Genomic DNA, 23,590 nt, shown 5'->3' on the forward strand with positions numbered 1-23,590 from the left:
TCTCTTCGGCGCTCAGCGGTAAGCCGCGTCCTGAGCGCGGGCGGCAGCGATGTCCTGCTCGAAACGGTCACCGATGGCCAGCAGCTGGCCCTTGGTCACCACGTTCTCGCCACGATGCTCGAAGTGATACTCGTGCACGTGCGTCTCGACGATCGAATCCACCGGGCAGCTCTCTTCGCAGAAACCACAGAAGATGCACTTGAACAGGTCGATGTCGTAGCGCGTGGTGCGGCGCTGGCCGTCTTCCGCGCGCGGCGCCGAATCGATCGTGATCGCCAGTGCCGGGCATACCGCCTCGCACAGCTTGCACGCGATGCAGCGCTCTTCACCGTTGGCGTAACGGCGCAAGGCGTGCAGGCCGCGGAAGCGGTTCGACTTGGGGATGTGCTCCATCGGGTAGCGCATCGTGTACTTCGGCTTGAACATGTAGCGCATGGTCAGCGCCATGCCCTGGAACAGCTCGATGAGCAGCAGGCTCTTGAAATAGTGGGTAACGCGGGTCATGGCTTTCAGGCTCCCGTGCCGATGTGGACCCAGCCGAAATACTTCATGCAGCCGGCGACAAGGACCCAGACGATGGTGATGGGGATGAAGACCTTCCAGCCGAGGCGCATGATCTGGTCATAGCGGTAGCGCGGGAAGCTGGCGCGGAACCACAGGAACAGGAAGGCGAAGATGAAGGCCTTGATGAACAGCCAGTGGAAGCCACCGTGGCCGACCACGCCCCACGACTCGGGGAACGGCGACAGCCAGCCGCCCATGAACAGGATCGAGGTGAGGAAGCTCACCAGGATCATGTTGGCGTATTCGGCCAGGAAGAAGATGGCGAACGCGGAACCGGAGTATTCGACGTGGAAGCCCGCGACGATTTCCGATTCGCCTTCCGCGACGTCGAACGGCGCGCGGTTGGTTTCGGCCACGCCCGAGACGAAGTAGATGACGAACACCGGCAGCAACGGCAGCCAGTACCAGTCGAAGAAGTTGCCCGACTGCCCGTTGACGATCGCCGTGAGGTTGAGGCTGCCGGTCAGCACCAGCACGCAGACGATGGACATGCCCATCGCCAGTTCGTACGAGATGACCTGCGCCGCAGCGCGCATGGCGCCGAGCATCGCGTAGCGCGAGTTCGACGACCAGCCGGCCAGGATGATGCCGTACACGCCCATCGAGGTCATCGCGAGCAGGTACAGCACGCCGGCGTTGACGTTGGCGAGCACGGTCTCCGGACCGAACGGCACCACCGCCCAGGCGGCCAGCGCGGGCACCAGGGCCAGCATCGGTGCCAGGTAGTAGAGGAACTTGTTCGCGTTGGTCGGAAGGATCACTTCCTTGATCAGGAGCTTGACCACGTCCGCGAAGGCCTGCAGCAGGCCGAGCGGGCCGACCTTGTTCGGCCCCATGCGAACGTGCATCCAACCGATGACCTTGCGTTCCCAGTAGACGAACATCGCCACCGCGATAATCAGCGGCAGGACGATCGCCACGATGAACAGCACGGGCATCAACAGGTGGTCCCAGAGTTGCTGACCCATGGTTTATGCCTTGCTCAAAGTGATGGCCGCGCCGTACGGGGGCAGCATGGCGGTTTCGGAATGCGCGGCTTCGATCCACGCGGCGCCCGCGGGCACGGCGGCATCGATCGCCACCGGCAGCACGGCATCGCCGATGCGGGCGTTGCCCCCCTCGGCCAGGCCCAGCTTGCCGGCCTCGTCCGCGTTGATGCGGATGGCGGCCGGGCGGTTCAGCGGATGCGCGTTAAGGGCACCCGCGCGGCGGAGCACGGCGTCCACGCGGTAGATCGGCGTGGTGGCCAGGCGCGAGAAAGTCACGCCCGACGAACGCGGCGCAAGCGCGTGGCGAACCTCCGACGCGCGCTCGGTGAGCCCGTCGCGGAGTCCGGCCAGGTCGTCGAACTCGAAGCCCGGCAGGCCGAGCAGGCCGCCGAGGGCACGCAGGACCTTCCAGCCCGGACGGGCGTCGCCCGGTGCCTTGGCGCCGGCGAGCATCGTCTGGGTGTTGCCTTCCACGTTGACCAGGCTCGCGTCGACTTCCGGCGTGAGGCCGATCGGCAGGATGACGTCCGCCGAGTCCTTCAGCGCATCGCTGGCGTAGGCGGCGAAGGCCACCACGGTCTGCGCCGAATGCATCGCCTGCAAGGCGAGCGCGCCGTCGGCGAAATCGTGCGGCGGCTCGACGTTGTAGAGCACGTAGCCCTTGCGTGGCTGGGCCAGCATGGCGCGCGCATCGAGCCCACCGGCGGTCGGCAGCACGCCCACCGAGGACAGGCCGATCGCGTTGGCGGCGAGCGGGATCTCGTTGAACGCGGCACCCGCGGCCTGCGCGATGAAGCGCGCGATCGCACGCAGCCAGGAGGCTTCCGGATGCGTCGCGGCGGCATGGCCGAGGATCACCACGGCTTCGTCCGACAGCGCCTTGAACGCGTCGCGATGCGCGTCGGTGGTCTCCACGCCGTTCAGTGCCGGCGCGATCGCCTCCGGCACGCTGGCGCCACCCTCGGCGGCGGCCTTGGCCAGCACCAGCAGTTCGTTCACCAGCGCGTGCGGCGCGGCGACGGACTCGCCGGCCAGCGGGTAATTGAAGTTGAAGTGGGCCGGATTGACCGCGTACACCTTGGCGCCCTTCTTCACCGCCTGGCGGATGCGGTGGTTGAGCAGCGGCACTTCGTGGCGCAGGTCCGAACCGACCAGCAGCGCGGCCTTCACCTTCTCGAACGAAGCGATGGACGAGGCGAACGGCTTGGCGAAGGCGTTGTCGGCGAAGTCGAGCTGGCGCAGGCGGTGATCGACATGGGCGCTGCCCAGGCCGCGGGCGAGGCGGACGAGCAACTCGCCTTCCTCGTTCGAGGTGGCGCCGTGCACGAGCACGCCGAGGTCGGAACCGGGAACGCTCTTCAGCGACTCGCGGGCGACGGACAGCGCGTCGTCCCACGTCGTCGCCGACCACTGGCCGTTGCGCTTGACCATCGGCGACTTCACGCGATCCGCCGCGTACAGGCCCTGGTGGCTGTAGCGGTCACGGTCGGAGAGCCAGCACTCGTTGATCGTCTCGTTGTCGCGTGGCACGTTGCGCAGCACTTCGCCGCGGCGCGTGTGCATCCACAGGTTCGAGCCCAGCGCATCGTGGTAACCGATGGACGGGCGCGCGATCAGTTCCCAGGCGCGCGCCTGGAACTGGAACGGCTTATTGGTCAGCGCGCCGACCGGGCAGACGTCGATGATGTTGCCCGACAGTTCGCTCTCGATCGTCTTGCCGATATAGGTGCCGATCTCCAGGTTCTCGCCGCGGCTCATGCCGCCGAGTTCGTACGTGCCGGCGATCTCGCTGGTGAAGCGGACGCAGCGCGTGCACTGGATGCAGCGGGTCATCTCGGTGGCGATCAGCGGGCCGAGGTTCTCGTCGGCCACGGTGCGCTTGCGCTCGTTGAAGCGCGACACCGAGCGGCCGTAGCCGAGGGAGACGTCCTGCAGTTCGCACTCGCCGCCCTGGTCGCAGATCGGGCAGTCGAGCGGATGGTTGATGAGCAGGAACTCCATCACGTTGCGCTGCGACTTGAGCGCCTTGTCCGAACGCGTGAAGACCTTCATGCCCTCGCCCACCGGCGTGGCGCAGGCCGGCGCCGGCTTCGGCATCTTCTCGATTTCCACCAGGCACATGCGGCAGTTGGCGGCGATCGCGAGCTTGCGGTGATAGCAGAAGCGCGGGATGGGGATACCGACGGCATCGGCCGCCTGGATGATCATCGACCCCTTGGCTACCTGCACCGGAACGCCGTCGATCTCGATGTTGACGAGGTCCGGCGCGGCATTGGCTACGGGCTGCGCACTCATGCAGCGACTCCAGTGGTGACCGTGTCAGCCGGACCGTCGACGATCGAACGGCCATGCTCCACGTAGTATTCGAATTCGTGCCAGAAGTGGTACAGGAAACCCTGCACCGGCCACGCGGCGGCTTCGCCGAAGGCGCAGATGGTGTGCCCTTCGATCTGGCCGGCGACGGCCTTCAGGCGATGCAGGTCGTCCTGCGTGCCCTTGCCTTCGACGATGCGCGACAGCACGCGGTACATCCAGCCGGTGCCTTCGCGGCACGGCGTGCACTGGCCACACGACTCGGCCTTGTAGAAGCGAGCGATGCGGTGGCAGGCGCGGACCATGCAGGTGGTCTCGTCCATCACGATCACGGCGCCCGAACCCAGGCCCGACCCCGCCTTCTGCAGCGAGTCGTAGTCCATGGTGCATTCCATGACCTTCTCGGCCGGCAGCACCTTCATCGAGGAACCGCCGGGAATGCATGCCTTGAGCTTCTTGCCGCCGCGGATACCGCCGGCCATCTGCAGAAGTTCGGAGAACGGCGTGCCGAGCTTGATCTCGAAGTTACCCGGATTGGCCACGTGGCCGGACACCGAGAAGATCTTCGGACCACCGTTGTTCGGCTTGCCGATGTTGAGGAACCACTCCGCGCCGTTGCGCAGGATCGCCGGCACCGAGGCGTAGGTTTCGGTGTTGTTGATCGTGGTCGGACGGCCGTACAGGCCGAAACCGGCCGGGAACGGCGGCTTGAAGCGCGGCTGGCCCTTCTTGCCTTCCAGCGATTCCATCAGCGCGGTCTCTTCGCCGCAGATGTAGGCGCCGGCGCCGAGGGCGTTATAGATATCCACGTCGATGCCCGAACCGGCGATGTCCTTGCCGAGCAGGCCCGCCGCGTAGGCTTCCTTCAACGCCTCTTCGATGTGTTCGAACGGCTCGTGATGGAACTCGCCACGCAGGTAGTTGTAGGCGACGGTGGAACCGGTGCAGTAGCAGGCGATCGCCAGGCCTTCGATGACGGCATGCGGGTTGAAGCGCAGGATGTCACGGTCCTTGCAGGTACCCGGCTCGGATTCGTCGGAGTTGCACAGGATGTACTTCTGGCCGGGCGCCGTGCGCGGCATAAACGACCACTTCAGGCCCGTGGGGAAGCCGGCGCCGCCGCGACCGCGCAGCGCGCTCTTCTTGATTTCTTCGATCAGCGCGGCCGGATCGGGCTTCTCTGCCAGGATCTTGCGCCACGCCTTGTAACCATCGACCTTCTCGTAGCTATCGAGGGCCCAGGGCTTTTCGAAATGCAGGGTCGTGTAGACGACCTGGTGTTCCTGCGGTGCGGGTCCGACCGGACCAGTGCTGCTAGCCATTGCCCTTACCTCACTTCAGACCGTCGAGAATGGCGTCGACCGATTCGGCCGTCAGCTTCTCGTGGTAGTGACCGTTGACGACCATCATCGGGGCGCCGGCGCATGCGGCCAGGCATTCCTCTTCCTGCTTGAGATAGATACGGCCGTCGGCCGTGCTCTCGCCGGTCTTGATGCCGAGTTTCTTCTCGCAATGACGAACGAGGCCTTCGGCACCGTTCAACCAGCAGGAGATGTTGGTGCAGATGGCGACGTTGTTGCGGCCGACGGGCGAGGTCTCGAACATCGAGTAGAAGCTCGCCACTTCGTAGGCCCAGATCGCCGGCAGGTCGAGGTACTTCGCGACCGCGGTGATCAGTTCGTCCGTGAGGTAACCCTGGTTCTGTTCCTGCGCGCCCATCAGCGACTGGATCAGCGCCGAACGCTTGCGGTCCGGCGGGAACTTCGACACCCAGTGATCGATATGGGCACGGGTGTGATCGTTGAGCACGACGAGAGGATCGACGTCCTTCACCTGCTCGAAATGACCGGTGGCTTTCATGATTCAGTTCACTCCGTCGACTTAGCGGTCGACTTCGCCGAAGACGAGATCGTAGGTGCCGATCATCGCGACGACGTCGGCGAGCATGTGGCCCCTAACGATCGCGTCCATGGAAGACAGGTGCGCGAAGCCCGGCGCGCGCAGGTGCACGCGGAAAGGCTTGTTCGCACCGTCGGACACGAGGTAGCAGCCGAATTCACCCTTGGGTGCCTCGACCGCGGCGTAGGTCTCACCCGCCGGCACGCCATAGCCCTCGGTGAAGAGCTTGAAGTGGTGGATGAGCGCTTCCATGTCGCTTTTCATTTCTTCACGACTGGGCGGCGCGACCTTGTAGTTCTGCGTCATAACCGGGCCCGGGTTGGCCTTCAGCCACGCCACGCACTGCTTGATGATGTTGTTCGACTGGCGCATTTCCTCGACGCGAACCAGGTAGCGGTCGTAGCAATCGCCGTTGACGCCCACCGGGATGTCGAAATCCATGTCGGCGTAGGCCGCGTACGGCTGCTTCTTGCGCAGGTCCCAGGCAATGCCCGAGCCACGCAACATCGCACCGGTCATGCCCCAGGCCTGGGCCTTCTCGGGCGGGATGACACCGATGCCGACCGTGCGCTGCTTCCAGATGCGGTTGTTGGTCAGCAGCGACTCGTATTCGTCGACGCGGGCCGGGAAATCGTTGGTGAACTCGGTGAGGTAATCCAGCATCGAGCCCTCGCGCCAGGCGTTCAGGCGCTTGAGATCGCTGCCCTTGTGCCACGGCGACTCGCGGTACTTCGACATCTGCTCGGGCAGGTCGCGGTAGACGCCGCCGGGGCGGTAGTACGTGGCGTGCATGCGCGCGCCCGACACCGCCTCGTAGACGTCCATCAGTTCCTCACGCTCGCGGAACGCGTAGAGGAACACGGCCATGGCGCCGAGATCGAGCGCGTTGGAACCGACCCACATCAGGTGGTTCAGGATGCGCGTGATCTCGTCGAACATCGTGCGGATGTACTGCGCGCGGACCGGCGCCTCGATACCGAGCAGGTTTTCGATGGCGCGCACGTAGGCGTGCTCGTTGCACATCATCGACACGTAGTCGAGACGGTCCATGTAGCCGATCGACTGGTTGAACGGCTTGGATTCGGCCAGCTTCTCGGTGCCACGGTGCAGCAGGCCGATATGCGGGTCGGCACGGACGATCGTCTCGCCGTCCATCTCCAGCACCAGGCGCAGCACGCCATGCGCAGCGGGATGCTGCGGGCCGAAGTTCATCGTGTAATTGCGGATTTCTTCCACGGCTTAATTCTCCCGCCAGTGATCGGCGGATTCCGCCCTGGCCTGATCGAGGTCGGCGTCGTTGCGGATCGTGCGCGGCACCAGCACGCGCGGCTCGATCGAGACCGGTTCGTAGACGACACGCTTCTGCTCGGGGTCGTAGCGGACCTCGACATTGCCGATCAGCGGGAAATCCTTGCGGAACGGATGGCCCACGAAGCCGTAGTCGGTGAGGATGCGGCGAAGATCGGGATGGCCGTCGAAGATGATGCCGAACAGGTCGAACGTCTCGCGCTCGAACCAGTCCGCGCCCGGCCACACCGGCGTGATCGACGGCACGACGGGAAACGCGTCGTCCTCGCAGAACGCGCGCAGGCGGATGCGCTGGTTGAGTTCGATCGACAGCAGGTGGATGACGGCGGCGTAGCGGCGCGGCAGCTCGACGGCACGCGGACGCTCGGCCCAGGTGAAGCGGCCGGCCGACTGTCCTTCCACGCCGCGCGAGAAGCTCTCGCCCTGCGCGGTGTCGGTGTCCCATTCGGTCTGGCCGTAGCTGAGGTAATCCACACCGCAGACGTCGATGACGGTGGTGAAACGGAAGCCGGCCTCGTCGCGCAGCGCCGTGGCGACGGAGATGAGGTCGCGCGGTGCCACCTCGGCGGTGACCTCGTTGCGCTCGACCTTCACCGCCAGCATGTCGCCGAAGCGCGCGGCGAGCCGTTCGACCAGCGAGGTCTCGTTAGTAACGCTCATGTGCGATGCCCTGTTAACGCGCGATCGTGTGGGTGCGGCGGATCTTCTTCTGCAACTGCAGGATGCCGTGGATCAGCGCTTCGGCCGTCGGCGGGCAACCCGGCACGTAGATATCGACCGGAACGATGCGATCGCAGCCACGCACGACCGAATAGGAATAGTGGTAATAGCCACCGCCGTTGGCGCAGGAGCCCATCGAGATGACCCACTTCGGATCGGGCATCTGGTCGTAGACCTTGCGCAGCGCCGGGGCCATCTTGTTGACCAGCGTGCCGGCGACGATCATCACGTCGGACTGGCGCGGGCTGGGACGGAAGATGACGCCGTAACGGTCGAGGTCGAGGCGCGCGGCACCCGCGTGCATCATCTCGACGGCGCAGCAGGCCAGGCCGAAGGTCATCGGCCACATCGAGCCGGTGCGCGCCCAGTTCATCAAGGCGTCGATGCTGGTGACGCCGAAACCACGGTTCACGACCGGCGCGTCGCCGTTCGGACGGAGGATGTCGTCGACGAGGTTCAGCGGTTCCGGGTTGTGCATCACCCGGTCGATGCTGGTCATCACTCCCATTCGAGCGCTCCCTTCTTCCAGACGTAAGCGAAACCGACCACGAGCAGCGCGAGGAACAGCGCCATTTCGATCAGCGCGATGGCGCCGATCTTGTCGAACACCACCGCCCACGGAAAAAGGAAGGCGATTTCGAGGTCGAAGATGATGAAGAGGATGGCGATGAGGTAATAGCGCACGTCGAACTTCATGCGCGCGTCCTCGAAGGCTTCGAAGCCGCACTCGTAGGGCGACAGCTTCTCCGATTCCGGACGCCGCGGCCCGGCGAGTATGCCGACCACCAGAAGGACGCTGCCAAGGCCGATGGCGACGGCGATGAACAACAGGACGGGCCAATATTGGGCAAGCACGATGCTGCGTACCTCCGCGCCTCGCTGGGCGCATCAGTGACCGTCGACGGGGACGAGCGGTCCGGCTAGTGTCGCCGGAGCTTTTTTCGAATCGATCCAAACGGAACGACCCGTGCCGGCGCGGCGGGCGCGCCAACGACTCCGGATATCCACAATCTCACGTTGGGGAACCGATCTATTGTACCAGTGCGTGCAGGTATTACGACAAGCCTTAATACGGGAAAAACTGCATCGCGATGGTGCAATCGGGAGTCACATCGTCTGGGTGGGACGCTCTGAGGCGAGGGTGCCGGCCAGCAGCCCCTCGATGCGTTGCCGTGCGGCCTCGCTCTCGGGCGACTCGTTGAACTGGATGCCCACGCCGGCCGTGCGATTGCCCTGCGCGCCCACCGGCGTGATCCAGACGACCCGGCCGGCGACCGACAGTCGCTCGTTCTCGTCGATGAGGGTGACCAGCAGGGCTACTTCGTCGCCCAGGCTGTAGCGCTGTGCGGTGGGCGCGAACAGCCCGCCCGTCTTCAGATAGGGCATGTACGAGATGTACAGGGAATTCACGTCCTTGATCTTCAGGGAAAGAATGCCCTGTCGCGGCGAGGAGCTGGTGGCGGTCATGGCGTGGAATCCCCTTGGCTGAGCGGCATCCTAGCTAGGCTACGGGCCGGGCCACAAGCCCGAACGGCTCGGGGTCCTGCCCTGTCCAGCCGTAGCGATCGTAGATCCAGGGCGTGGAAAGGTCGGCGGTCAGCTTGACGAAGGCCGGGCCGGGAGCGTCGCGCAGGGGCAGCACCCAGCCATCGCCCGCCCGCTCCAGGGGCGCCTTGCGCCAGGGCCATATGGCCACGCCCTGCCCGTCGGCCAGCACCAGGCGCAGGCGGGTACGGGCCAGCGGACCCGGCCGCCAGGGCAAACGCAGCGATCCGCTGCCGGGCGCGGGCGGCGGGCGGTCGAACCGTTCGGGACGCGCGGCCACGGCGAGCATCCGCTTGCGGCTCAGGGCCATCTGGGTGGCATGCTCCAGCACGGCCTCGATCTTGGTCGCCTGCCGCTCCGGGTCCACATCCAGCACCAGCAGGTCTTCCGGCGCGGACCGCTCCGTGCCATGCACCATGTAGGTGAGCACGTCGGCCCGCGACCCCGCCGCCGCCAGGGCCAGGCGCGCGAGCACGTGGGCCGAGCCATGATCGGGGTGGGTGTCACCCAGGTCGGGAATGACGACCAGGCTGGGACGCGTCCGCTCCATCACCCGGCGGATGGCACCCACCGCCGCGGTGTGGCGCAGCCGCAGTTCCTCGGTCACCCGCATGTCGTGCCAGCCCAGCGCGTGAAGATGATCGGGACCGACGCCGAGGCGGGCCAGCGCCGAGGCCACCTCGCCGCGACGCCGGGCGCCCCAGCGGGCGCGGCCGGCCTCGTCGATGACGAGGCGCCGTTCCATCCAGCGCTGCGGCCAAGGATTGTCGTCGCCATCGGTCAGCAGCAGGACATCGGCACGGCCGCCCGCGGCCAGCGTCCGCTGGATCAGCATGCCGGCCGCCAGGGATTCGTCGTCGGGGTGCGGCGCGACCACCAGGAGGCGGGTGCTGCCGTCGATGACCGGATGGCGTGACACGTGGCTCTCCTTACGGCTCGGAAACGTCGGATCGATTAAGACCGAACGCGCGATAAGAGCGCGTCAACGCCACGCCGCGAGTAATTCGATGAGGATGAGGTCGACACGCAGCGGCCCGCGCAAGGCGTCGCGCGCGCGGTTGGCCTTGCCGTACCAGCCGTCGAGCGCCTCGTCGTCGAGTTGGCTGTCCAGCGGCGCGGCCTTGCCGGACGCGCGTGCGCGCAGTTCGTCGGTGGCCGCCTGGGCGGCGAACCAGAGATAGCGCGAGGGATCGGCCGCCTGCCAGCGCTTGACGACCTCCATGGCGTCGCCCCGCCCCGCGGCGAGCGCCTTGAGGTCGTGTCGGACCTCGCCGCGCTGTTTCAAGGCGCCATCGGAGGCCCAGGCGCGGGCCATGCCCGGATTGCCACCCGCCGCCTCGAGCGCGGCGGGGGCATCCTGTACGCCCTCGGCGCGCAGCCAGTCGAGGGCGGTTTCCCGCGAGGGAACGAGGAAGTCGATCCGCTGGCAGCGGCTGCGGATCGTCGCCGGCAGGCGCGCCGGCTCGTCGGCCACGAGGACGAGCAGGGTCGAGGGCGTGGGCTCTTCCAATGTCTTCAGCAGCGCATTGGCCGCGGCCGCGTTCATCGCGTCGGCGGGATCGATGGTGACGACCTGCCAGCCACCGAACTGGCTCGCCATGGACAGGCGCTGGGACAGGTCGCGAACCTGGTCGACCACGATCTCGCTGCGGGTGACGCCGTCCTTGCGCAGGCCGAACGACAGGGCGACGAGGTCGGGATGGGTACCGGCCGCGAGCAGCTGGCAACCACGGCAGATGCCGCAGGCCACGCCGGCGACGGGTTGCTGGCAGAGCAGCCCGTTGACGAAGGCGGCGAGGAAATCACGCTTGCCGAGGCCGGCCGGACCGGCAAGCAGCAACGCGTGCGGCAGGGCGTCACGCTCGCGCCGCGCCTGCAAGCGCGCCCATGCGTCGGCGTGCCAGGGACGGGCCGTCATGAAGTGGCCTTCGCGAAGAGCCCGGCGACGCCGGCGATGGCCTGGTCGAGCACGTCGCCGGGTGCCGCGCTGGCGTCCAGCACGCGGAAGCGTGCCGGATCGGCCGACGCCCGCTCGCGATACGCCTCGCGCACGCGCTCGAAGAAGGCGTCGCCTTCCACCTCGATCCGGTCCGCCTCGCCGCGGCCCGCGGCGCGCGCGCGGCCCGTGCTCACCGGCAGGTCGAGCAACAGGGTCACGTCGGGCGTGAGGCCATGCGCTGCCCAGCGTTCCAGTTCGGCGATGCGCTCGACCGGCTGGCCACGACCACCGCCCTGGTACGCGTAGCTCGCGTCCGTGAAGCGATCGCACAACACCCAACGGCCCGCGGCCAGCGCCGGATCGATCACCTGGCGCACCAGCTGGGCACGCGACGCGAACATGAGCAGCAGTTCGGCCTCGGCGCAGAGTTCGTTGTTGGCGGCATCCAGCACCACGCCGCGCACCGCCTCACCGACGACCGTGCCGCCGGGCTCGCGGGTGACCACGAGATCGACGCCGCGCTCGCGAAGGTGCGCTTCGAGGCCGCGCAGCAAGGTGCTCTTGCCGGCGCCTTCGCCACCTTCGAGGGTAATCAACCGGCCACGCATGGGAGAGGTCACTGGCATCGCTTCAATTGGTAACAGGCCACGGCCCGGTTGTGTTCTTCGAGGGTGGACGAGAAGACGTGGCTGCCGTCGCCACGGGCGACGAAGTACAACTCCTTGCCCTCGGCGGGATGCAGCGCCGCCTGGATCGCCGCGCGCCCCGGCAGGGCGATCGGCGTGGGCGGCAGGCCCACCCGCATGTACGTATTGTAAGGGGTGTCGGTCGTGAGGTCGCTCTTGTGGATGTTTCCCGCATAGGCGGCACCCATCCCGTAGATCACCGTCGGGTCGGTCTGCAGCAGGATGCGCTGTTGCAGGCGGCGGACGAACACGCCGGCGATGCGCGGGCGCTCGTCCGCCCTGCCCGTCTCCTTTTCCACGATCGAGGCGAGGATCAGGGCCTCGTAGGGCGAGGCCAGGGGCAGCCCCTGCGCCCTGCCCGGCCATGCCGCGTCCAGTGTCTTCGTCATCGCCACGTACGCGCGCTTGAGGATGCTCGAATCGGTATCGCCCTTGACGTAGGCGTAGGTCTCCGGAAGGAAACGGCCTTCGGGGTTGTCACCCTCGGCACCCAGCTGCTTCATGATGCCGGCATCGTCCATGCTCGCGGTGTCGTGGGTGAGCGTGTCCACCGAGGCGAGCGCGCGGCGCAGGTCGGCGAAGGTCCAGCCGTCGACGATGGTGAAGTTGCGCTGCATGACCTTGCCGCTGGCCATGTCGCCGATGAGGTCGCGCGGCGTCATGCCGGGACGCAAGGCGTACTCGCCCGCATGCAGGCGGCCCGACGCATGCATCTGCATCGCGAGCAATCGCCAGTACAGCGGTGAGGCCCGGCTGGCCTTGCGATTGCGCAGGTCACGCACGATGTCCTTGAACGACGCGCCGCGCGCCACGTCGATGCTCTGCCCGGCCGTGGGAATCGCCAGCGGGGTACGGGCAAAGCGCGCCCAATCGAACCAAAGCCAGGAACCCGTGGCGATGAGGGCGAGCAGCACTGCCAGCAGGATGACTCGCCAGAGGGCGATGCCGCGCACTTTCATCGATCGGATTCCTTCGAACCTGTGGGCAACGGCAGGCCGATGTCGCGCCAATGCGCCTGCAAGGCGCGGGTGACGGGACCGGGCTGCCACGAACGGGTCGCGAAAACCCGAACCGGGAGAATGCCGCGAACGGCGGAAGTGAGGAAGACCTCGTCGGCTTCGGCGAGTCGAGCGGGGTTCATCCGCGCCTGAGTCACGTCGCGCACGGCCAGGATTTCCGCGCGTGCCACGCCCGCCACGCCACAGGCATCGACCAGCGGCGTGACCAACTGGCCGGCGAAGACGGCGAACAGGTTGGCGGCCGTCGCGCAAACGACGTTGCCTTCCATGTCGAGCATCAATCCCTCGTCCACCGCCGGGTCGTCCCACTCCGCGCGCGCCAGGACCTGTTCGAGCCGGTTGAGGTGCTTCATCCCGGCGAGCAAGGGCTGGGCAGCCAGCCGCGTATCGCACAAGCGAACGGCCATGCCGGAGTCATACGGCGGCGCTTGCAGCGCCAGCGGCGCAACCGTCACCACCAGGGTCGGACGAGGCGTAGCGGGTGGCGCGTAGCCGCGCGCGCCCTCACCGCGCGAGAGGGTCACCCGGGCGACGCCATCGGCGAGGCCGCGGGAAAGCCGGCCTATCTCGGCAAGGATCGCATCCGTGTCCGGCGGGGGTATGCGCAACCGGGCGCAGCCTTGGCGAAGGCGCGCCTCGTGGCGCGGCCACAGCGGAACCTGACCGTCCGCGACGCGCAGCGTTTCGAACAATCCATCGCCGTAAGTGAAGCCACGATCGGTGACGGAAACACGATCGGCGTCGATGAAATCGACGGAGGTGCGCGTGCTCATGCCGCGCCGAACACGCGCAGCAGTCCGCGTGCCTTGGCCCGGGTCTCGTCGAGTTCCTTCTCGGGCACCGAATCGACGACGATGCCCGCGCCGGCGCGCAGCGACACCTGCGCGCCCTCGACGGCCAGCGTGCGGATGAGGATGTTGAGGTCCATGTCGCCGTTGTCGTCGACATAACCGAGCGCACCGGTGTACGCACCGCGGGGTTCCTGCTCGATCGCGCCGATGATCTCCATGCAACGCACCTTGGGGCATCCGGTGATGGTGCCGCCCGGAAAGGTCGCGGCGATCACCTGCCCCGGCGTCACGCCCGCGCGTGCGCGGCCACGGACGTTCGACACGATGTGGTGCACGTGCGCGTAGCTTTCCACCACCATGAGTTCATCGACCTTCACGCTGCCGGGCACGCAGACGCGTCCGAGGTCGTTGCGCTCGAGATCGATCAGCATCACATGCTCGGCGCGCTCCTTCGGATGGGTGGTGAGTTCGCGGATGCGAGCCGCGTCGTCGTCACCGGCCAGGCGTGGACGCGTGCCGGCGATGGGACGCGTCTGCAGGATGCCGTCACGCGATTCCACCAGGCGCTCCGGCGAGGAACTGACGATGGCCCATCCCGGCTGCTGCAGGAGCCCGGCGAACGGCGCGGGATTGGCGCGCCGCAGTGCCTGCATCAAATGGGCCGGCGCCGGCGGTTCGGCGAACGTGGCCGTCCAGCGGCGCGACAGGTTCACCTGGAAGACGTCGCCTGCGCGCAGGTGCTCGTGCACGCGATGTACGCCATCGAGGAACCGCGACGGTTCGTCTTCCTCCACGCTCCGTGGCGCCGGCAGCGGCACGTCGGAAAGCGCGTCTTCCACGTCGGCGGCGAGCACGTCCAGCCAGTCCTCGGCACCTTCTTCCGCAAGCAGGATCGTGCGCTGCTCCACATGGTCGACGATGACGGCCGCGGGAACACGCAGCGCGAAGGCGACGGGAGCGGCGCCGCGCGTGGATGGAAGACGCAGGCTCGGCTCGATCTGGCCGACCAGTTCGTAACCGAGGTAGACCGCCCATCCGCCATGGAACGGAAGCCCGTCGTCGACGCGCGGCTTGCGCCGCGCGGCGCAGGCAGCGTCGAGTGCATCGAGGAAATCGCCGGGCACGATGGCGCCCTGCGCGTCACGGGTAAACCCATCGACGGACAACGTCAGGGACGCATCGCCCGCCGCGAAAAGGATGTCGAAGCGCGACTGCGGCGTACCGGTAACCGCACTGGCCAGCAACGCGACATAGCGCTCCGGATGTGACGCGGCCGGCGCGAGCAGATCGCGCCGGCCGGCCAGGGTTCGCGTGACGAAAGCCAACGCGTCAGACGCGGCGGAAAACGAGCGTACCGTTGGTGCCACCGAAGCCGAACGAATTCGACATGACCACCTCGATGTCCGCCTTCTCCGCCTTGTTCGGCACGAGGTCCATGCCCAGTGCCGCGACTTCCGGGTCCACGTCCACGAGGTTCATCGTGGGCGGCATGATGCCCTCGCGCAGGGCCTGGATGGAGAAGATCGCTTCCACGCCGCCCGCCGCACCGAGCAGATGGCCGGTGACCGACTTGGTGGAGCTGACCGCGAACTGGCCCTTCTTCGTGGCGTGCTCGCCGAACACGTTGCGGATGGCCTTGGCTTCGCCCAGGTCGCCCACGGGCGTGGACGTGCCGTGCGCGTTGACGTAGCGCACGTCGGACGGCTGGATGCCCGCGTCGTGCAGCGCGTTGCGCATCGCCAGTTCGGCACCGTCGCCACTGGGCGAGGTGATGTGGTAAGCGTCGCCGCTCATGCCGAAACCGATGAGCTCGGCGAGGATGTTCGCGCCGCGCGCCTTGGCGAACTCGTATTCCTCGAGCATCAACATGCCCGCGCCGTTGGACAGCAGGAAGCCGTCACGGCCGATGTCCCACGGACGGCTGGCATGCGCCGGGTCGTCGTTGCGCGTGGACATCGCCTTGGCCGAGCAGAAACCGGCCATGGCCGTCGGCGTGGTCGCGAATTCCGCACCGCCCGCGAGCATCGCATCGGCATCGCCGTACTGGATCAGGCGCATCGCCATGCCGATGTTGTGCGCGGCCGTGGTGCAGGCCGACACCAGCGCGATGTTCGGACCCTTCAGGCCGTGGTAGATCGACAGGTTGCCGGCCACCATGTTGATGATCGAACTCGGCACATAGAACGGCGAGACCTTGCGCGGGCCCTTCTCGGCCAGTTCGAGGGCCGTGCCCTCGATGGTGTGCAGGCCACCGATGCCCGCACCGGCGGCGACACCGATCCGGCCGGCGTTCTCGTCGGTCACGACGAGGCCCGACTGGCGGAACGCATGCGTACCGGCGACGATGCCGTAGTGGATGAACGGGTCCATCCGCTTGAAGTCCTTCGCGATGGAGCGCCGTTCGTCGTCCGGCGTATCGGTGCCGGCGAAGTACGCGTCGACGGCATCGAAACCATCGACCTCACCCGCGATGCGGGTGGTGTAGGCGCTGGCGTCGAATGCGGTCACAGGGCCGATGCCACTGTTACCTTCGACGACATTCTTCCAGGCGGTGGCGACATCGTTGCCGACCGGCGAGACGATGCCCATACCGGTCACTACCACACGTCGTTTACTCATGCGTTCTCATCCTTCACTGTGTTCCGCGCAAACCATACGCGGGCGCAGGTTGCGTTAGACGCAAACGAAAACTGCGCCATGAGGCGCAGCTTCCGTGTCGCTCGGAGATCGACGGGAGGCGGCGCCTCCGATCGACAGCCAGTCGCTCGATCAGGCCTTGACGTGGGCCTTGACGTAATCGATCGCCTGCTGGACCGTCGTGATCTTTTCGGCGTCTTCGTCCGGGATCTCGCACTCGAACTCTTCTTCGAGAGCCATCACGAGCTCAACGGTGTCGAGCGAATCGGCGCCCAGATCGTCGACGAACGAAGCGTTGTTGGTGACTTCCTCTTCCTTTACGCCCAGCTGTTCAACGACGATCTTCTTGACGCGCTCTTCGATGGTGCTCATGTTGCCTTTACCTCCCGAGGGGAAAATCCGGCGGCATTGTAGTGGCTAAGGACAGAACCCGCCAACACACCGCCGTCACGTGGGTGACGCCCGGTTTTTCTTAGCCGGGCGCGAAATAACGATTGTCTCTCAAAAACGGGCTGGTGGCGACTGCCTCCGGCCCTGGCCCATCAGGGCATGTACATGCCGCCGTTGACGTGCAACGTCTCGCCGGTGATGTATTTGGCCGCCGGGGAGGCCAGGAAGGCCACCGCCTCGGCGATATCGCCGGCTTCACCCAGGTGGCCCAGGGCGATGCCCGAAAGCAGCGCGGTGCGCTGCTCTTCCGGCAGGGCACGGGTCATGTCGGTGTCGATGAAGCCCGGGGCCACCACGTTCACGGTGATTCCGCGGGAACCGATCTCACGGGCCAGCGATTTCGAGAACGCGATGATGCCGGCCTTGGCGGCCGCGTAGTTCGCCTGCCCCGGGTTGCCGGTGACGCCGACCACCGAGGCGATGCTGACGATCCGGCCCTTGCGCGCCTTCATCATCCCGCGCATCACCGCTTTCGACGTGCGGAACACCGAGGTGAGGTTGGTTTCGATGATGGCGCTCCAGTCCTCTTCCTTCATGCGCATGAGGAGCTGGTCGCGCGTTATGCCGGCGTTGTTCACGAGGATCGAGATGGCGCCGGTTTCCTTGCCGATACCGTCGATGAGCGATTCGATCGCGCTGGCGTCGGTCACGTCGAGCACGCGGCCATGGCCGCCGTGCGCGGCGAGGCGCTCGCCGATGGCCTTGGCGCCGGCTTCGCTGGTGGCGGTGCCGTACACGGTGGCGCCGAGCGAGGCGAGACGATCGGCGATCGCCGCGCCGATACCGCGGCTGGCGCCGGTGACGAGGGCGATTTCACCCTGCAGGGATGAGCTCATGGGAATGTCCTGTGTACTTGAAGGGATCAGGCGGACGCGGGGGACAGCGCCGCCTCGAGGTCGGCCGGGGCGCCGATGGCCTTGCCATCGATCGACTTGTCGATGCGCTTGATGAGGCCGGAAAGGACCTTACCCGGGCCGCATTCCATCGTCTGGACGATGCCTGCGGCGGCCAGCGCCTGCACGCACTCGGTCCAGCGCACCGGCAGGTAGAGCTGGCGCATCAGCGCGCCACGGATGTCCTCGATGGACGCATGCACCCGGGCATCGGCGTTCTGGACCACCGGGATCGAGGGCAGACGCCACTCCAGCGCGTTCATCGCTTCCCCGAGCTTGTCGGCCGCATCGCGCATGAGCATGCAATGCGAGGGCACGGACACGGCCAGCTTCACCGCCTTCTTCACGCCGAGTTCGGCCAGGCGGGCGAGCGCGCGGTCCACCGCCTCGGCGTGGCCGGCGATCACCAGTTGCCCGGGGGAGTTGTAGTTGGCCGGGGCGACGACCTGGCCCTGGGCGACTTCCTCGCAAACCTGGGCGATCTGCGCGTCGTCGCCGCCGAGGATGGCGGCCATGGCGCCCACGCCAGGCGGCACCGCGGCCTGCATCAGGCGGCCGCGCCGGGCGACCAGACCAGCCGCATCCTTCAGCGAGAGCGCCCCAGCGGCCACCAGGGCGCTGTACTCACCCAGGCTGTGGCCGGAAAGGTAGGCCGGCACCGGCCCGCCCAGCTTCTGCCACACGCGCCAGACGGCGACGCTGGCGGCCAGCAGGGCCGGCTGCGTGTTTTCCGTGCTGTTGAGGGTGTCCTCGGGGCCGTTCTGGCTGATGTCCCAAAGATCGACGCCGGCACCGACCGAGGCTTCCTCGAAGGTGGCGCGGACTTCCCCGTGCGCCGCGGCCAGGTCGGCGAGCATGCCGACGGACTGCGAACCCTGACCGGGGAAAACGAAGGCGAGCGATGCACTGGATGAGGTCATGCGAAGCGATTCCGGTACTTCAAACCGCGCATGGTGCCAGCAACCCATGGGCGATTGCACCATTCGCGGGCGTGTGGAGGGTCCTACCCATGAAAAGACCCATATGTGGGGCCGGATACCCTGTGGGAGCCGCTTCAGCGGCGATGGGTGCTTGCCCGGCCTGGCCCGCTGCCGCGGGATCGCCGCTGAAGCGGCTCCCACCAGAACTCGTTTCAGCCGAGTTCTGGCGAGAGCCGACCCTGTCGGCGATGCCGATGGCCTAGTAGCGCAGCAGCGCCGAAGCCCAGGTGAAGCCGCCGCCGAACGCTTCCAGCAGCAGGTTCTGGCCACGCTGGACCTTGCCCGAGCGCACCGCGTAATCGAGCGCCAGGGGTACGGAGCCCGAGGACGTGTTGGCGTGCTTGTCCACCGTGACGATGACCCGGTCCATCGACATGTTCAGGCGCTTGGCCGTCGCTTCGATGATGCGCAGGTTCGCCTGGTGCGGGATCAGCCAGTCGATCTCCTCTTCCTTCATGCCGGCGTCCTCGAGGGTCTCGCCCACCAGGGAATCCAGCGTCTTCACCGCGACCTTGAAGACCTCGCGCCCGAGCATGTTGATGCGCACGCCATGGTTGGGTTCGTCGGTGAACCCGGCGGACACGCCCACCGGATTGAACAGCAAGTGCTTGAATCCACCATCGGCGCGCATGCGCGTGGTGAAGATGCCCGGCTCGTCCGAGGCCTCCAGCACCACGGCGCCGGCACCGTCGCCGAACAGGACGCAGGTTTCGCGCTCGGTCCAGTCGACCATGCGGGTGAGCGTCTCGGCGCCGATCACCAGGGCCTTCTTCGACTGGCCACTGCGCATGAAGGCGTTGGCCACGCCCAGCGCATAGACGAAGCCCGAGCATGCCGCGTTGACGTCGAACGCCGCGCAACCGTTGGCGCCCAGCCGGTGCTGCACGAGGCAGGCGGTGGACGGGAAGATGATGTCGGGCGTGGTGGTGCCGAGCACGATGAGGTCGATCTCGGACGCCTTGACCCCGGCGGCCTCCAGCGCGCGCTGCGCGGCGAGGAAGGCGAGGTCGCCGGTGGTTTCACCATCCGCCGCGATGTGGCGCTCGGTGATACCGGTGCGCGTGCGGATCCACTCGTCGCTCGTGTCGACGATCTTTTCGAGGTCGGCATTGGTCAGCACTTTCTCGGGAAGCGCGCTGCCGGTACCGATGATGCGGGCGTATTTCAGAACCGTATCCCCATGTGAGGGAGGATTCGCCCGGGGCGGTGTCTGTCCCGGGGCCGGAAAAGCTGGATGCCACAAACGCAAAACGGCGCGTTACCGCGCCGCCTGCGTTGTGATCTTCCCCAAGGTAGGGAGATCAGTCCTCGACTTCAACCGCGCCGCGGGTGTCGATGACCTTCTTGCCACGGTAGAAGCCATCCTTGGTCACGTGGTGACGCAGGTGGACTTCGCCGCTCGTCGGATCGGTCGACAGCTGCACGGTCTTCAGCGCATCGTGCGAACGACGCATGCCGCGGGTGGACGGGGTCTTGCGGCTTTTGGCAACGGCCATGACAAATCTCCAGCGAAATTACTTTATGAGTCCGCGGAGTGCCGCGAACGGGTTTTCAGATGTTTCCTGCGAGGGTGTTTCGTCCTCGCCGGGTCCGGTTACATCGTCGGGCAACTCATGGTCCGGATTGACCGGAACCAGGGGCAGCGCCAACAGCAGTTCATCTTCGATCGTCGCGACCAGGTCGAGCTTGCCGTCCTGTTCGACCAGCAGCGCCTCGTAGCCCGGGGGCAACGAAGCCTCTTCACTTTCCTCGACGATCAGTCCGAGACGGGTATCGACCTCGACCGGCAGTTGGAAAGGCTCCAGGGAACGCTGGCAGATCAGCGTCAGTTGGGCTTTCGCAAGCACGGCCACATAGGCGGTACCGAATTCGTCGCGACCGAAATCCAGCGTGTAGGTCACGTCCCCGTCGGGAGACGCGACCACCTCTCCGAGACGCTTGAATGCGGACACGGGGAGCTGACCCTGGAACGAACGCCGCGCACGAACCTCGCGCCAAGCGTCCACGGACGATGGCAAAGTCACGGACATAATCGTGAAATGGTAGGCATCAACACCCTTGAAGTCAACCGGTTAGGCCTCCGGCATCCAGGAACGGCACGCTTTTGCGCAGTGTCGGGACTTTCGGGCAGACTCGCTTCCTTCCGGCCAGTTTGCCGCAGCACGCCCACCAGGGGGAAGAGGTCGCGTGTTTTCCTTTGCCTATTATGCACTTGCCGGGGTGATCGTCGTCGCCGTGGGCTTGTGCGCGTGGACGGTACGGCACCAGCGTTCGCGACGCCGGCATGGCGCCCTGCAAGATCTCATGGACAATGCCGACCGCCTGGAGTCCGATCTCAAGGACTGTCGCGACCGCCTGCAGCGGGCCCACGCCGTCATGTCGGTCAGCCCCGACCTGCCCGCCACGGGCGAGGTCGAAGCCCAGCAAGCCGTCGACTCGGGGCTGCGCGCCCTGCTCCAGCAACGCCTGTGGATCCGTGACCGGGCTCCGGATGCCAGCCAACGTGAACTGGACGAGGCGGTGGATGCCCTGGTCCGGGCCCGGCATCAACTGGAACCGCGGTTGCGTGCCCTCGACGATGCGCAGACGGCGCTCGATACCGCCGTGCGCGAACATATCCACAAGGAGTTCTGATCGTGTCGCCGCAAGCCACCGTCGTCCTCGCCTCCACCTCGCCCTATCGCGCCAGCCTCTTGCGGCGGCTGCTCGACCACTTCGAGCAAGCCTCGCCGGGCACCGATGAAGCCGCCCTGCCCGGTGAACGTCCCGGGGCCCGGGCGGCCCGCCTGGCGGAAGCCAAGGCGCGCGCCGTGGCGGAGACACGTCCGGGCGCGGTCGTGATCGGCTCGGACCAGGTCGCCGACCTCGATGGCACCGTGCTGGACAAGCCGGTCACGGTGCACGCGGCACACAAGCAACTGGCGGCCAGTTCGGGGCATGAGGTGATCTTCCACACGGCGGTCTGCGTGATCGATCCGCGGGGGGACGCGACGACGCATGTCGACGAGACGCGGGTGCGCTTCCGCGAACTGAGCACGGAAGACATCGTCCGTTATGTCGAACGCGAACGGCCCCTCGATTGCGCGGGAAGCTTCAAGTGCGAGGGCCTGGGCATCGCCTTGTTCGAACGCATCGACAATGAAGACCCGACGGCGCTGATCGGCCTGCCCTTGATCGCCACCTCACGATTGCTGCGCGCCGCCGGGGTCGTGCTTCCGTAGCTTTTCGCGAAGGCTACGGAACCAGCGACGCCCGATAGGCCGAAGTCCACACCAGGCAAGCGTCGGGATCGGTCGACGAACCGCGCATCGCACGCGCGGTGGCCGCGTACAAGGCGAAACGCCGGCGCCCATCGAAGCGATCCACCCGTTCCAACGGCGCCGCGACTTCCACGCGCGAACAGACCGAGCCCAGCCAGTCCCTTTTCTCGCGTTCCCGCAGCGCCGTCTCGTCGACCACGAGCAGCAGAGGCTGCCCCGCATGCGCCGCGAGCGCCGACTCGTCCAGCCGCCACGCCGCGAGTTGCGGCGCGCGCCCATGCTTGGTGTTCAAGGGACTGTCCAGCGAGTACACCTCGCGCGCACCACCCAGCGCGAAGCGTAGTTCCGCCGCGAGCATGAAGTTGTCGGCCACGACGATCGCGCCCGGCCGAAGGGCGAGTTGCTTGCGGACCGTCTGCGCGCTTTCGCTCCAGCCGGTGAAGTTCGAGGGGAACGCCTTGACGCCGGCGAGGCGCACCGCGCCGTCGTTCGAAGCGGCCAGCCCGAGATAACCCAGGCCCGCCGCGAGCCCGAGACCGGCGAGCACGAATCCCGCGAACGCCGTCCGCCGCCAGGCCGCGGAGGCATCGCGAAGCAGCGCTGGCAGGATGGCGCAGATCAGCACGTATCCCGGCAGGGGCCAGTGCACGCGGAAGCGCAGGTCGTCCGCGAAGAGGCCGAGCACGAAGTACGCCACGACGAAGGTGCCGGCGATGATCGCCACGGCGTCGAAAGGTGCCTCGTCGCGCCGCCGCCACGATCGCCACAACGCCCACAACATCACCACCCATGCCACGGGCGTGCAGGTGACCGCCTGCTCGAGCGGCTGCACCAGCGCATCGGCGTGGAAGCGCCACGGGTTCCTTTCGACGACCTGGAACGCGATCCCCGCGCCTTGCGACCGCAGATTGTAGAAGACGATCGGCAGCAGGCCGATGGAGCCGATCGCCGATGCCAGCCACAGGCCGGGCCGCGACCACTGCGCACGGCCACGCGGCATCGCCAGCAGGAAGATCACCCCGGCAAGCATCGCCATCGCGGCCCGGTAATGCGTCGCCCATGCGATGGCGAGCCCCAGGCCGAGCCATGCCCAGTCGCGGAGCCTGTCGGTTTCCAACGCCGCGAGCAGGCCCCGTGTCGCCAGCACGATGGCGAAGGTGAGCGGCACGTCCGGCAGCGCCAACACGCCAAGGCTTCCCACCAGCGGCAACACCAGGGCGAACGTGCCCGCCTGCCAGCGCTCCACCTCACCACCGTAGCGTCTTGCGATGGCGGCAACCTGCCACGGCACGCAGGCACCGATAAGCAGGAACGGCAGGCGCATGGCGAAAAGGCCATGGCCGAGCACGCCCTCGGAAAGGGCGATCAACCATGCGGTAAGCGGCGGAAGATCGCTATAGCCCCACGCTGGCGCGAGGCTCTCCTGCCAATAGAACGCTTCGTCACCGAAGGGCGACAACGTGCACGCTATGACCAGCTTGGCGATGAAGGACACGGTCAGCAGGACGAGGAACATTCCTCGCCAGGATCGCGCCTGCACCGCTACACTCGAACGCTCACTCATCGACATGGCCAGGACGGGGGGCAGACGCATCGA

At 66.9% G+C, this 23,590-nt stretch carries 26 protein-coding genes; 2 read left to right on the forward strand and 24 right to left on the reverse strand.

The genetic code is table 11. The annotated features are described in order from the left end of the window. Positions 1-12: 12 nt before the first annotated feature. The 23 genes from nuoI to AB6730_RS07380 all read right to left on the reverse strand — a co-directional run bounded on the left by nuoI (position 13) and on the right by AB6730_RS07380 (position 20,685). Positions 13-504, reverse strand: a complete 492-nt coding sequence (gene nuoI / locus AB6730_RS07270; protein ID WP_306847390.1) for an NADH-quinone oxidoreductase subunit NuoI — start codon at positions 502-504, stop codon at positions 13-15. 5 nt (positions 505-509) lie between these two features. Next, on the reverse strand, positions 510-1,532 hold the full coding sequence (gene nuoH / locus AB6730_RS07275; RefSeq protein ID WP_371022988.1) for an NADH-quinone oxidoreductase subunit NuoH: 1,023 nt from the start codon (positions 1,530-1,532) through the stop codon (positions 510-512). Positions 1,533-1,535: 3 nt separating this feature from the next. Further along, the gene (gene nuoG, locus AB6730_RS07280; protein ID WP_371022989.1) at positions 1,536-3,848 is read right to left on the reverse strand and encodes an NADH-quinone oxidoreductase subunit NuoG; all 2,313 of its coding nucleotides are present in this window, start codon (positions 3,846-3,848) and stop codon (positions 1,536-1,538) included. Continuing rightward, a complete protein-coding gene (gene nuoF / locus AB6730_RS07285) occupies positions 3,845-5,188 on the reverse strand; it encodes an NADH-quinone oxidoreductase subunit NuoF (RefSeq protein ID WP_371022990.1) in 1,344 nt (447 codons plus the stop codon). Before nuoF ends, nuoG begins: the two co-directional genes overlap by 4 nt. 10 nt (positions 5,189-5,198) lie before the next feature. Beyond that, positions 5,199-5,726, reverse strand: a complete 528-nt coding sequence (gene nuoE / locus AB6730_RS07290; protein ID WP_371022991.1) for an NADH-quinone oxidoreductase subunit NuoE — start codon at positions 5,724-5,726, stop codon at positions 5,199-5,201. A 21-nt stretch (positions 5,727-5,747) separates the two neighbouring features. Beyond that, entirely contained in the window at positions 5,748-6,977 is a 1,230-nt protein-coding gene (locus tag AB6730_RS07295; RefSeq protein ID WP_371023071.1) for an NADH-quinone oxidoreductase subunit D, read from the reverse strand. Positions 6,978-7,004: 27 nt separating this feature from the next. After that, positions 7,005-7,733, reverse strand: coding sequence for an NADH-quinone oxidoreductase subunit C (locus AB6730_RS07300; RefSeq protein WP_371022992.1), 729 nt, complete (start codon positions 7,731-7,733; stop codon positions 7,005-7,007). 13 nt (positions 7,734-7,746) lie between these two features. Continuing rightward, positions 7,747-8,301: an NADH-quinone oxidoreductase subunit B family protein gene (locus tag AB6730_RS07305; RefSeq protein ID WP_072321341.1), complete on the reverse strand. Its 555-nt coding sequence runs from the start codon at positions 8,299-8,301 to the stop codon at positions 7,747-7,749. Next, complete coding sequence (locus tag AB6730_RS07310; protein ID WP_371022993.1) at positions 8,292-8,648, reverse strand: NADH-quinone oxidoreductase subunit A; 357 nt, start codon at positions 8,646-8,648, stop codon at positions 8,292-8,294. The genes AB6730_RS07305 and AB6730_RS07310 overlap by 10 nt, the downstream gene beginning before the upstream one ends. A gap of 252 nt (positions 8,649-8,900) precedes the next feature. After that, positions 8,901-9,260 (reverse strand): PilZ domain-containing protein, encoded by a 360-nt coding sequence (locus AB6730_RS07315; RefSeq protein WP_306847397.1) that lies wholly within the window; start codon positions 9,258-9,260, stop codon positions 8,901-8,903. A 34-nt stretch (positions 9,261-9,294) separates the two neighbouring features. Beyond that, positions 9,295-10,257 (reverse strand): PIG-L deacetylase family protein, encoded by a 963-nt coding sequence (locus AB6730_RS07320; protein WP_371022994.1) that lies wholly within the window; start codon positions 10,255-10,257, stop codon positions 9,295-9,297. 63 nt (positions 10,258-10,320) lie between these two features. Further along, the gene (holB, locus tag AB6730_RS07325; protein ID WP_371022995.1) at positions 10,321-11,256 is read right to left on the reverse strand and encodes a DNA polymerase III subunit delta'; all 936 of its coding nucleotides are present in this window, start codon (positions 11,254-11,256) and stop codon (positions 10,321-10,323) included. Then, on the reverse strand, positions 11,253-11,885 hold the full coding sequence (gene tmk, locus AB6730_RS07330) for a dTMP kinase (protein WP_371022996.1): 633 nt from the start codon (positions 11,883-11,885) through the stop codon (positions 11,253-11,255). Before tmk ends, holB begins: the two co-directional genes overlap by 4 nt. 8 nt (positions 11,886-11,893) lie before the next feature. After that, complete coding sequence (mltG, locus tag AB6730_RS07335) at positions 11,894-12,931, reverse strand: endolytic transglycosylase MltG (protein WP_371023072.1); 1,038 nt, start codon at positions 12,929-12,931, stop codon at positions 11,894-11,896. Continuing rightward, positions 12,919-13,755: an aminodeoxychorismate lyase gene (gene pabC, locus AB6730_RS07340; RefSeq protein ID WP_371022997.1), complete on the reverse strand. Its 837-nt coding sequence runs from the start codon at positions 13,753-13,755 to the stop codon at positions 12,919-12,921. The genes mltG and pabC overlap by 13 nt, the downstream gene beginning before the upstream one ends. Continuing rightward, complete coding sequence (locus AB6730_RS07345) at positions 13,752-15,098, reverse strand: aminodeoxychorismate synthase component I (RefSeq protein ID WP_371022998.1); 1,347 nt, start codon at positions 15,096-15,098, stop codon at positions 13,752-13,754. Before AB6730_RS07345 ends, pabC begins: the two co-directional genes overlap by 4 nt. 4 nt (positions 15,099-15,102) lie before the next feature. Continuing rightward, a complete protein-coding gene (gene fabF, locus AB6730_RS07350) occupies positions 15,103-16,392 on the reverse strand; it encodes a beta-ketoacyl-ACP synthase II (RefSeq protein ID WP_371022999.1) in 1,290 nt (429 codons plus the stop codon). 150 nt (positions 16,393-16,542) lie between these two features. Further along, entirely contained in the window at positions 16,543-16,782 is a 240-nt protein-coding gene (gene acpP, locus AB6730_RS07355) for an acyl carrier protein (protein ID WP_371023000.1), read from the reverse strand. Positions 16,783-16,952: 170 nt separating this feature from the next. Then, a complete protein-coding gene (fabG, locus tag AB6730_RS07360) occupies positions 16,953-17,696 on the reverse strand; it encodes a 3-oxoacyl-ACP reductase FabG (RefSeq protein ID WP_371023001.1) in 744 nt (247 codons plus the stop codon). A 26-nt stretch (positions 17,697-17,722) separates the two neighbouring features. Then, positions 17,723-18,673, reverse strand: coding sequence for an ACP S-malonyltransferase (gene fabD, locus AB6730_RS07365; protein WP_371023002.1), 951 nt, complete (start codon positions 18,671-18,673; stop codon positions 17,723-17,725). A gap of 259 nt (positions 18,674-18,932) precedes the next feature. Beyond that, the gene (locus AB6730_RS07370; protein WP_371023073.1) at positions 18,933-19,901 is read right to left on the reverse strand and encodes a beta-ketoacyl-ACP synthase III; all 969 of its coding nucleotides are present in this window, start codon (positions 19,899-19,901) and stop codon (positions 18,933-18,935) included. A gap of 133 nt (positions 19,902-20,034) precedes the next feature. Then, a complete protein-coding gene (gene rpmF / locus AB6730_RS07375) occupies positions 20,035-20,229 on the reverse strand; it encodes a 50S ribosomal protein L32 (protein WP_072321355.1) in 195 nt (64 codons plus the stop codon). Between the two features lie 18 nt (positions 20,230-20,247). Further along, positions 20,248-20,685, reverse strand: a complete 438-nt coding sequence (locus AB6730_RS07380; RefSeq protein ID WP_371023003.1) for a YceD family protein — start codon at positions 20,683-20,685, stop codon at positions 20,248-20,250. Between the two features lie 235 nt (positions 20,686-20,920). Between AB6730_RS07380 and AB6730_RS07385 the strand changes: the two genes are divergently transcribed. Both AB6730_RS07385 and AB6730_RS07390 read left to right on the forward strand, forming a co-directional pair. Then, positions 20,921-21,367, forward strand: coding sequence for a hypothetical protein (locus tag AB6730_RS07385; protein ID WP_371023004.1), 447 nt, complete (start codon positions 20,921-20,923; stop codon positions 21,365-21,367). A gap of 2 nt (positions 21,368-21,369) precedes the next feature. Further along, positions 21,370-21,954, forward strand: coding sequence for a nucleoside triphosphate pyrophosphatase (locus AB6730_RS07390; protein WP_371023005.1), 585 nt, complete (start codon positions 21,370-21,372; stop codon positions 21,952-21,954). A 13-nt stretch (positions 21,955-21,967) separates the two neighbouring features. Here the strand turns inward: AB6730_RS07390 and AB6730_RS07395 are convergent, their stop codons facing one another. Next, complete coding sequence (locus tag AB6730_RS07395) at positions 21,968-23,587, reverse strand: ArnT family glycosyltransferase (RefSeq protein ID WP_371023006.1); 1,620 nt, start codon at positions 23,585-23,587, stop codon at positions 21,968-21,970. Positions 23,588-23,590: the final 3 nt, after the last annotated feature.

The organism is Luteibacter sp. RCC_6_2 (genome assembly GCF_041360655.1).
Lineage (GTDB): Bacteria > Pseudomonadota > Gammaproteobacteria > Xanthomonadales > Rhodanobacteraceae > Luteibacter.

Bases quoted from the DNA above. Each gene is read 5' to 3' on its own strand.
- AB6730_RS07315 (WP_306847397.1), bottom strand. From the start codon at position 9,260: ATGACCGCCACCAGCTCCTCGCCGCGACAGGGCATTCTTTCCCTGAAG.
- fabF (WP_371022999.1), bottom strand. From the start codon at position 16,392: ATGAGTAAACGACGTGTGGTAGTGACCGGTATGGGCATCGTCTCGCCG.
- holB (WP_371022995.1), bottom strand. From the start codon at position 11,256: ATGACGGCCCGTCCCTGGCACGCCGACGCATGGGCGCGCTTGCAGGCG.
- nuoF (WP_371022990.1), bottom strand. From the start codon at position 5,188: ATGGCTAGCAGCACTGGTCCGGTCGGACCCGCACCGCAGGAACACCAG.
- nuoE (WP_371022991.1), bottom strand. From the start codon at position 5,726: ATGAAAGCCACCGGTCATTTCGAGCAGGTGAAGGACGTCGATCCTCTC.
- fabG (WP_371023001.1), bottom strand. From the start codon at position 17,696: ATGAGCTCATCCCTGCAGGGTGAAATCGCCCTCGTCACCGGCGCCAGC.
- nuoI (WP_306847390.1), bottom strand. From the start codon at position 504: ATGACCCGCGTTACCCACTATTTCAAGAGCCTGCTGCTCATCGAGCTG.
- acpP (WP_371023000.1), bottom strand. From the start codon at position 16,782: ATGAGCACCATCGAAGAGCGCGTCAAGAAGATCGTCGTTGAACAGCTG.
- nuoG (WP_371022989.1), bottom strand. From the start codon at position 3,848: ATGAGTGCGCAGCCCGTAGCCAATGCCGCGCCGGACCTCGTCAACATC.
- fabD (WP_371023002.1), bottom strand. From the start codon at position 18,673: ATGACCTCATCCAGTGCATCGCTCGCCTTCGTTTTCCCCGGTCAGGGT.
- AB6730_RS07305 (WP_072321341.1), bottom strand. From the start codon at position 8,301: ATGGGAGTGATGACCAGCATCGACCGGGTGATGCACAACCCGGAACCG.
- nuoH (WP_371022988.1), bottom strand. From the start codon at position 1,532: ATGGGTCAGCAACTCTGGGACCACCTGTTGATGCCCGTGCTGTTCATC.
- AB6730_RS07395 (WP_371023006.1), bottom strand. From the start codon at position 23,587: ATGCGTCTGCCCCCCGTCCTGGCCATGTCGATGAGTGAGCGTTCGAGT.
- pabC (WP_371022997.1), bottom strand. From the start codon at position 13,755: ATGAGCACGCGCACCTCCGTCGATTTCATCGACGCCGATCGTGTTTCC.
- AB6730_RS07300 (WP_371022992.1), bottom strand. From the start codon at position 7,733: ATGAGCGTTACTAACGAGACCTCGCTGGTCGAACGGCTCGCCGCGCGC.
- rpmF (WP_072321355.1), bottom strand. From the start codon at position 20,229: ATGGCCGTTGCCAAAAGCCGCAAGACCCCGTCCACCCGCGGCATGCGT.
- tmk (WP_371022996.1), bottom strand. From the start codon at position 11,885: ATGCGTGGCCGGTTGATTACCCTCGAAGGTGGCGAAGGCGCCGGCAAG.
- AB6730_RS07295 (WP_371023071.1), bottom strand. From the start codon at position 6,977: ATGAACTTCGGCCCGCAGCATCCCGCTGCGCATGGCGTGCTGCGCCTG.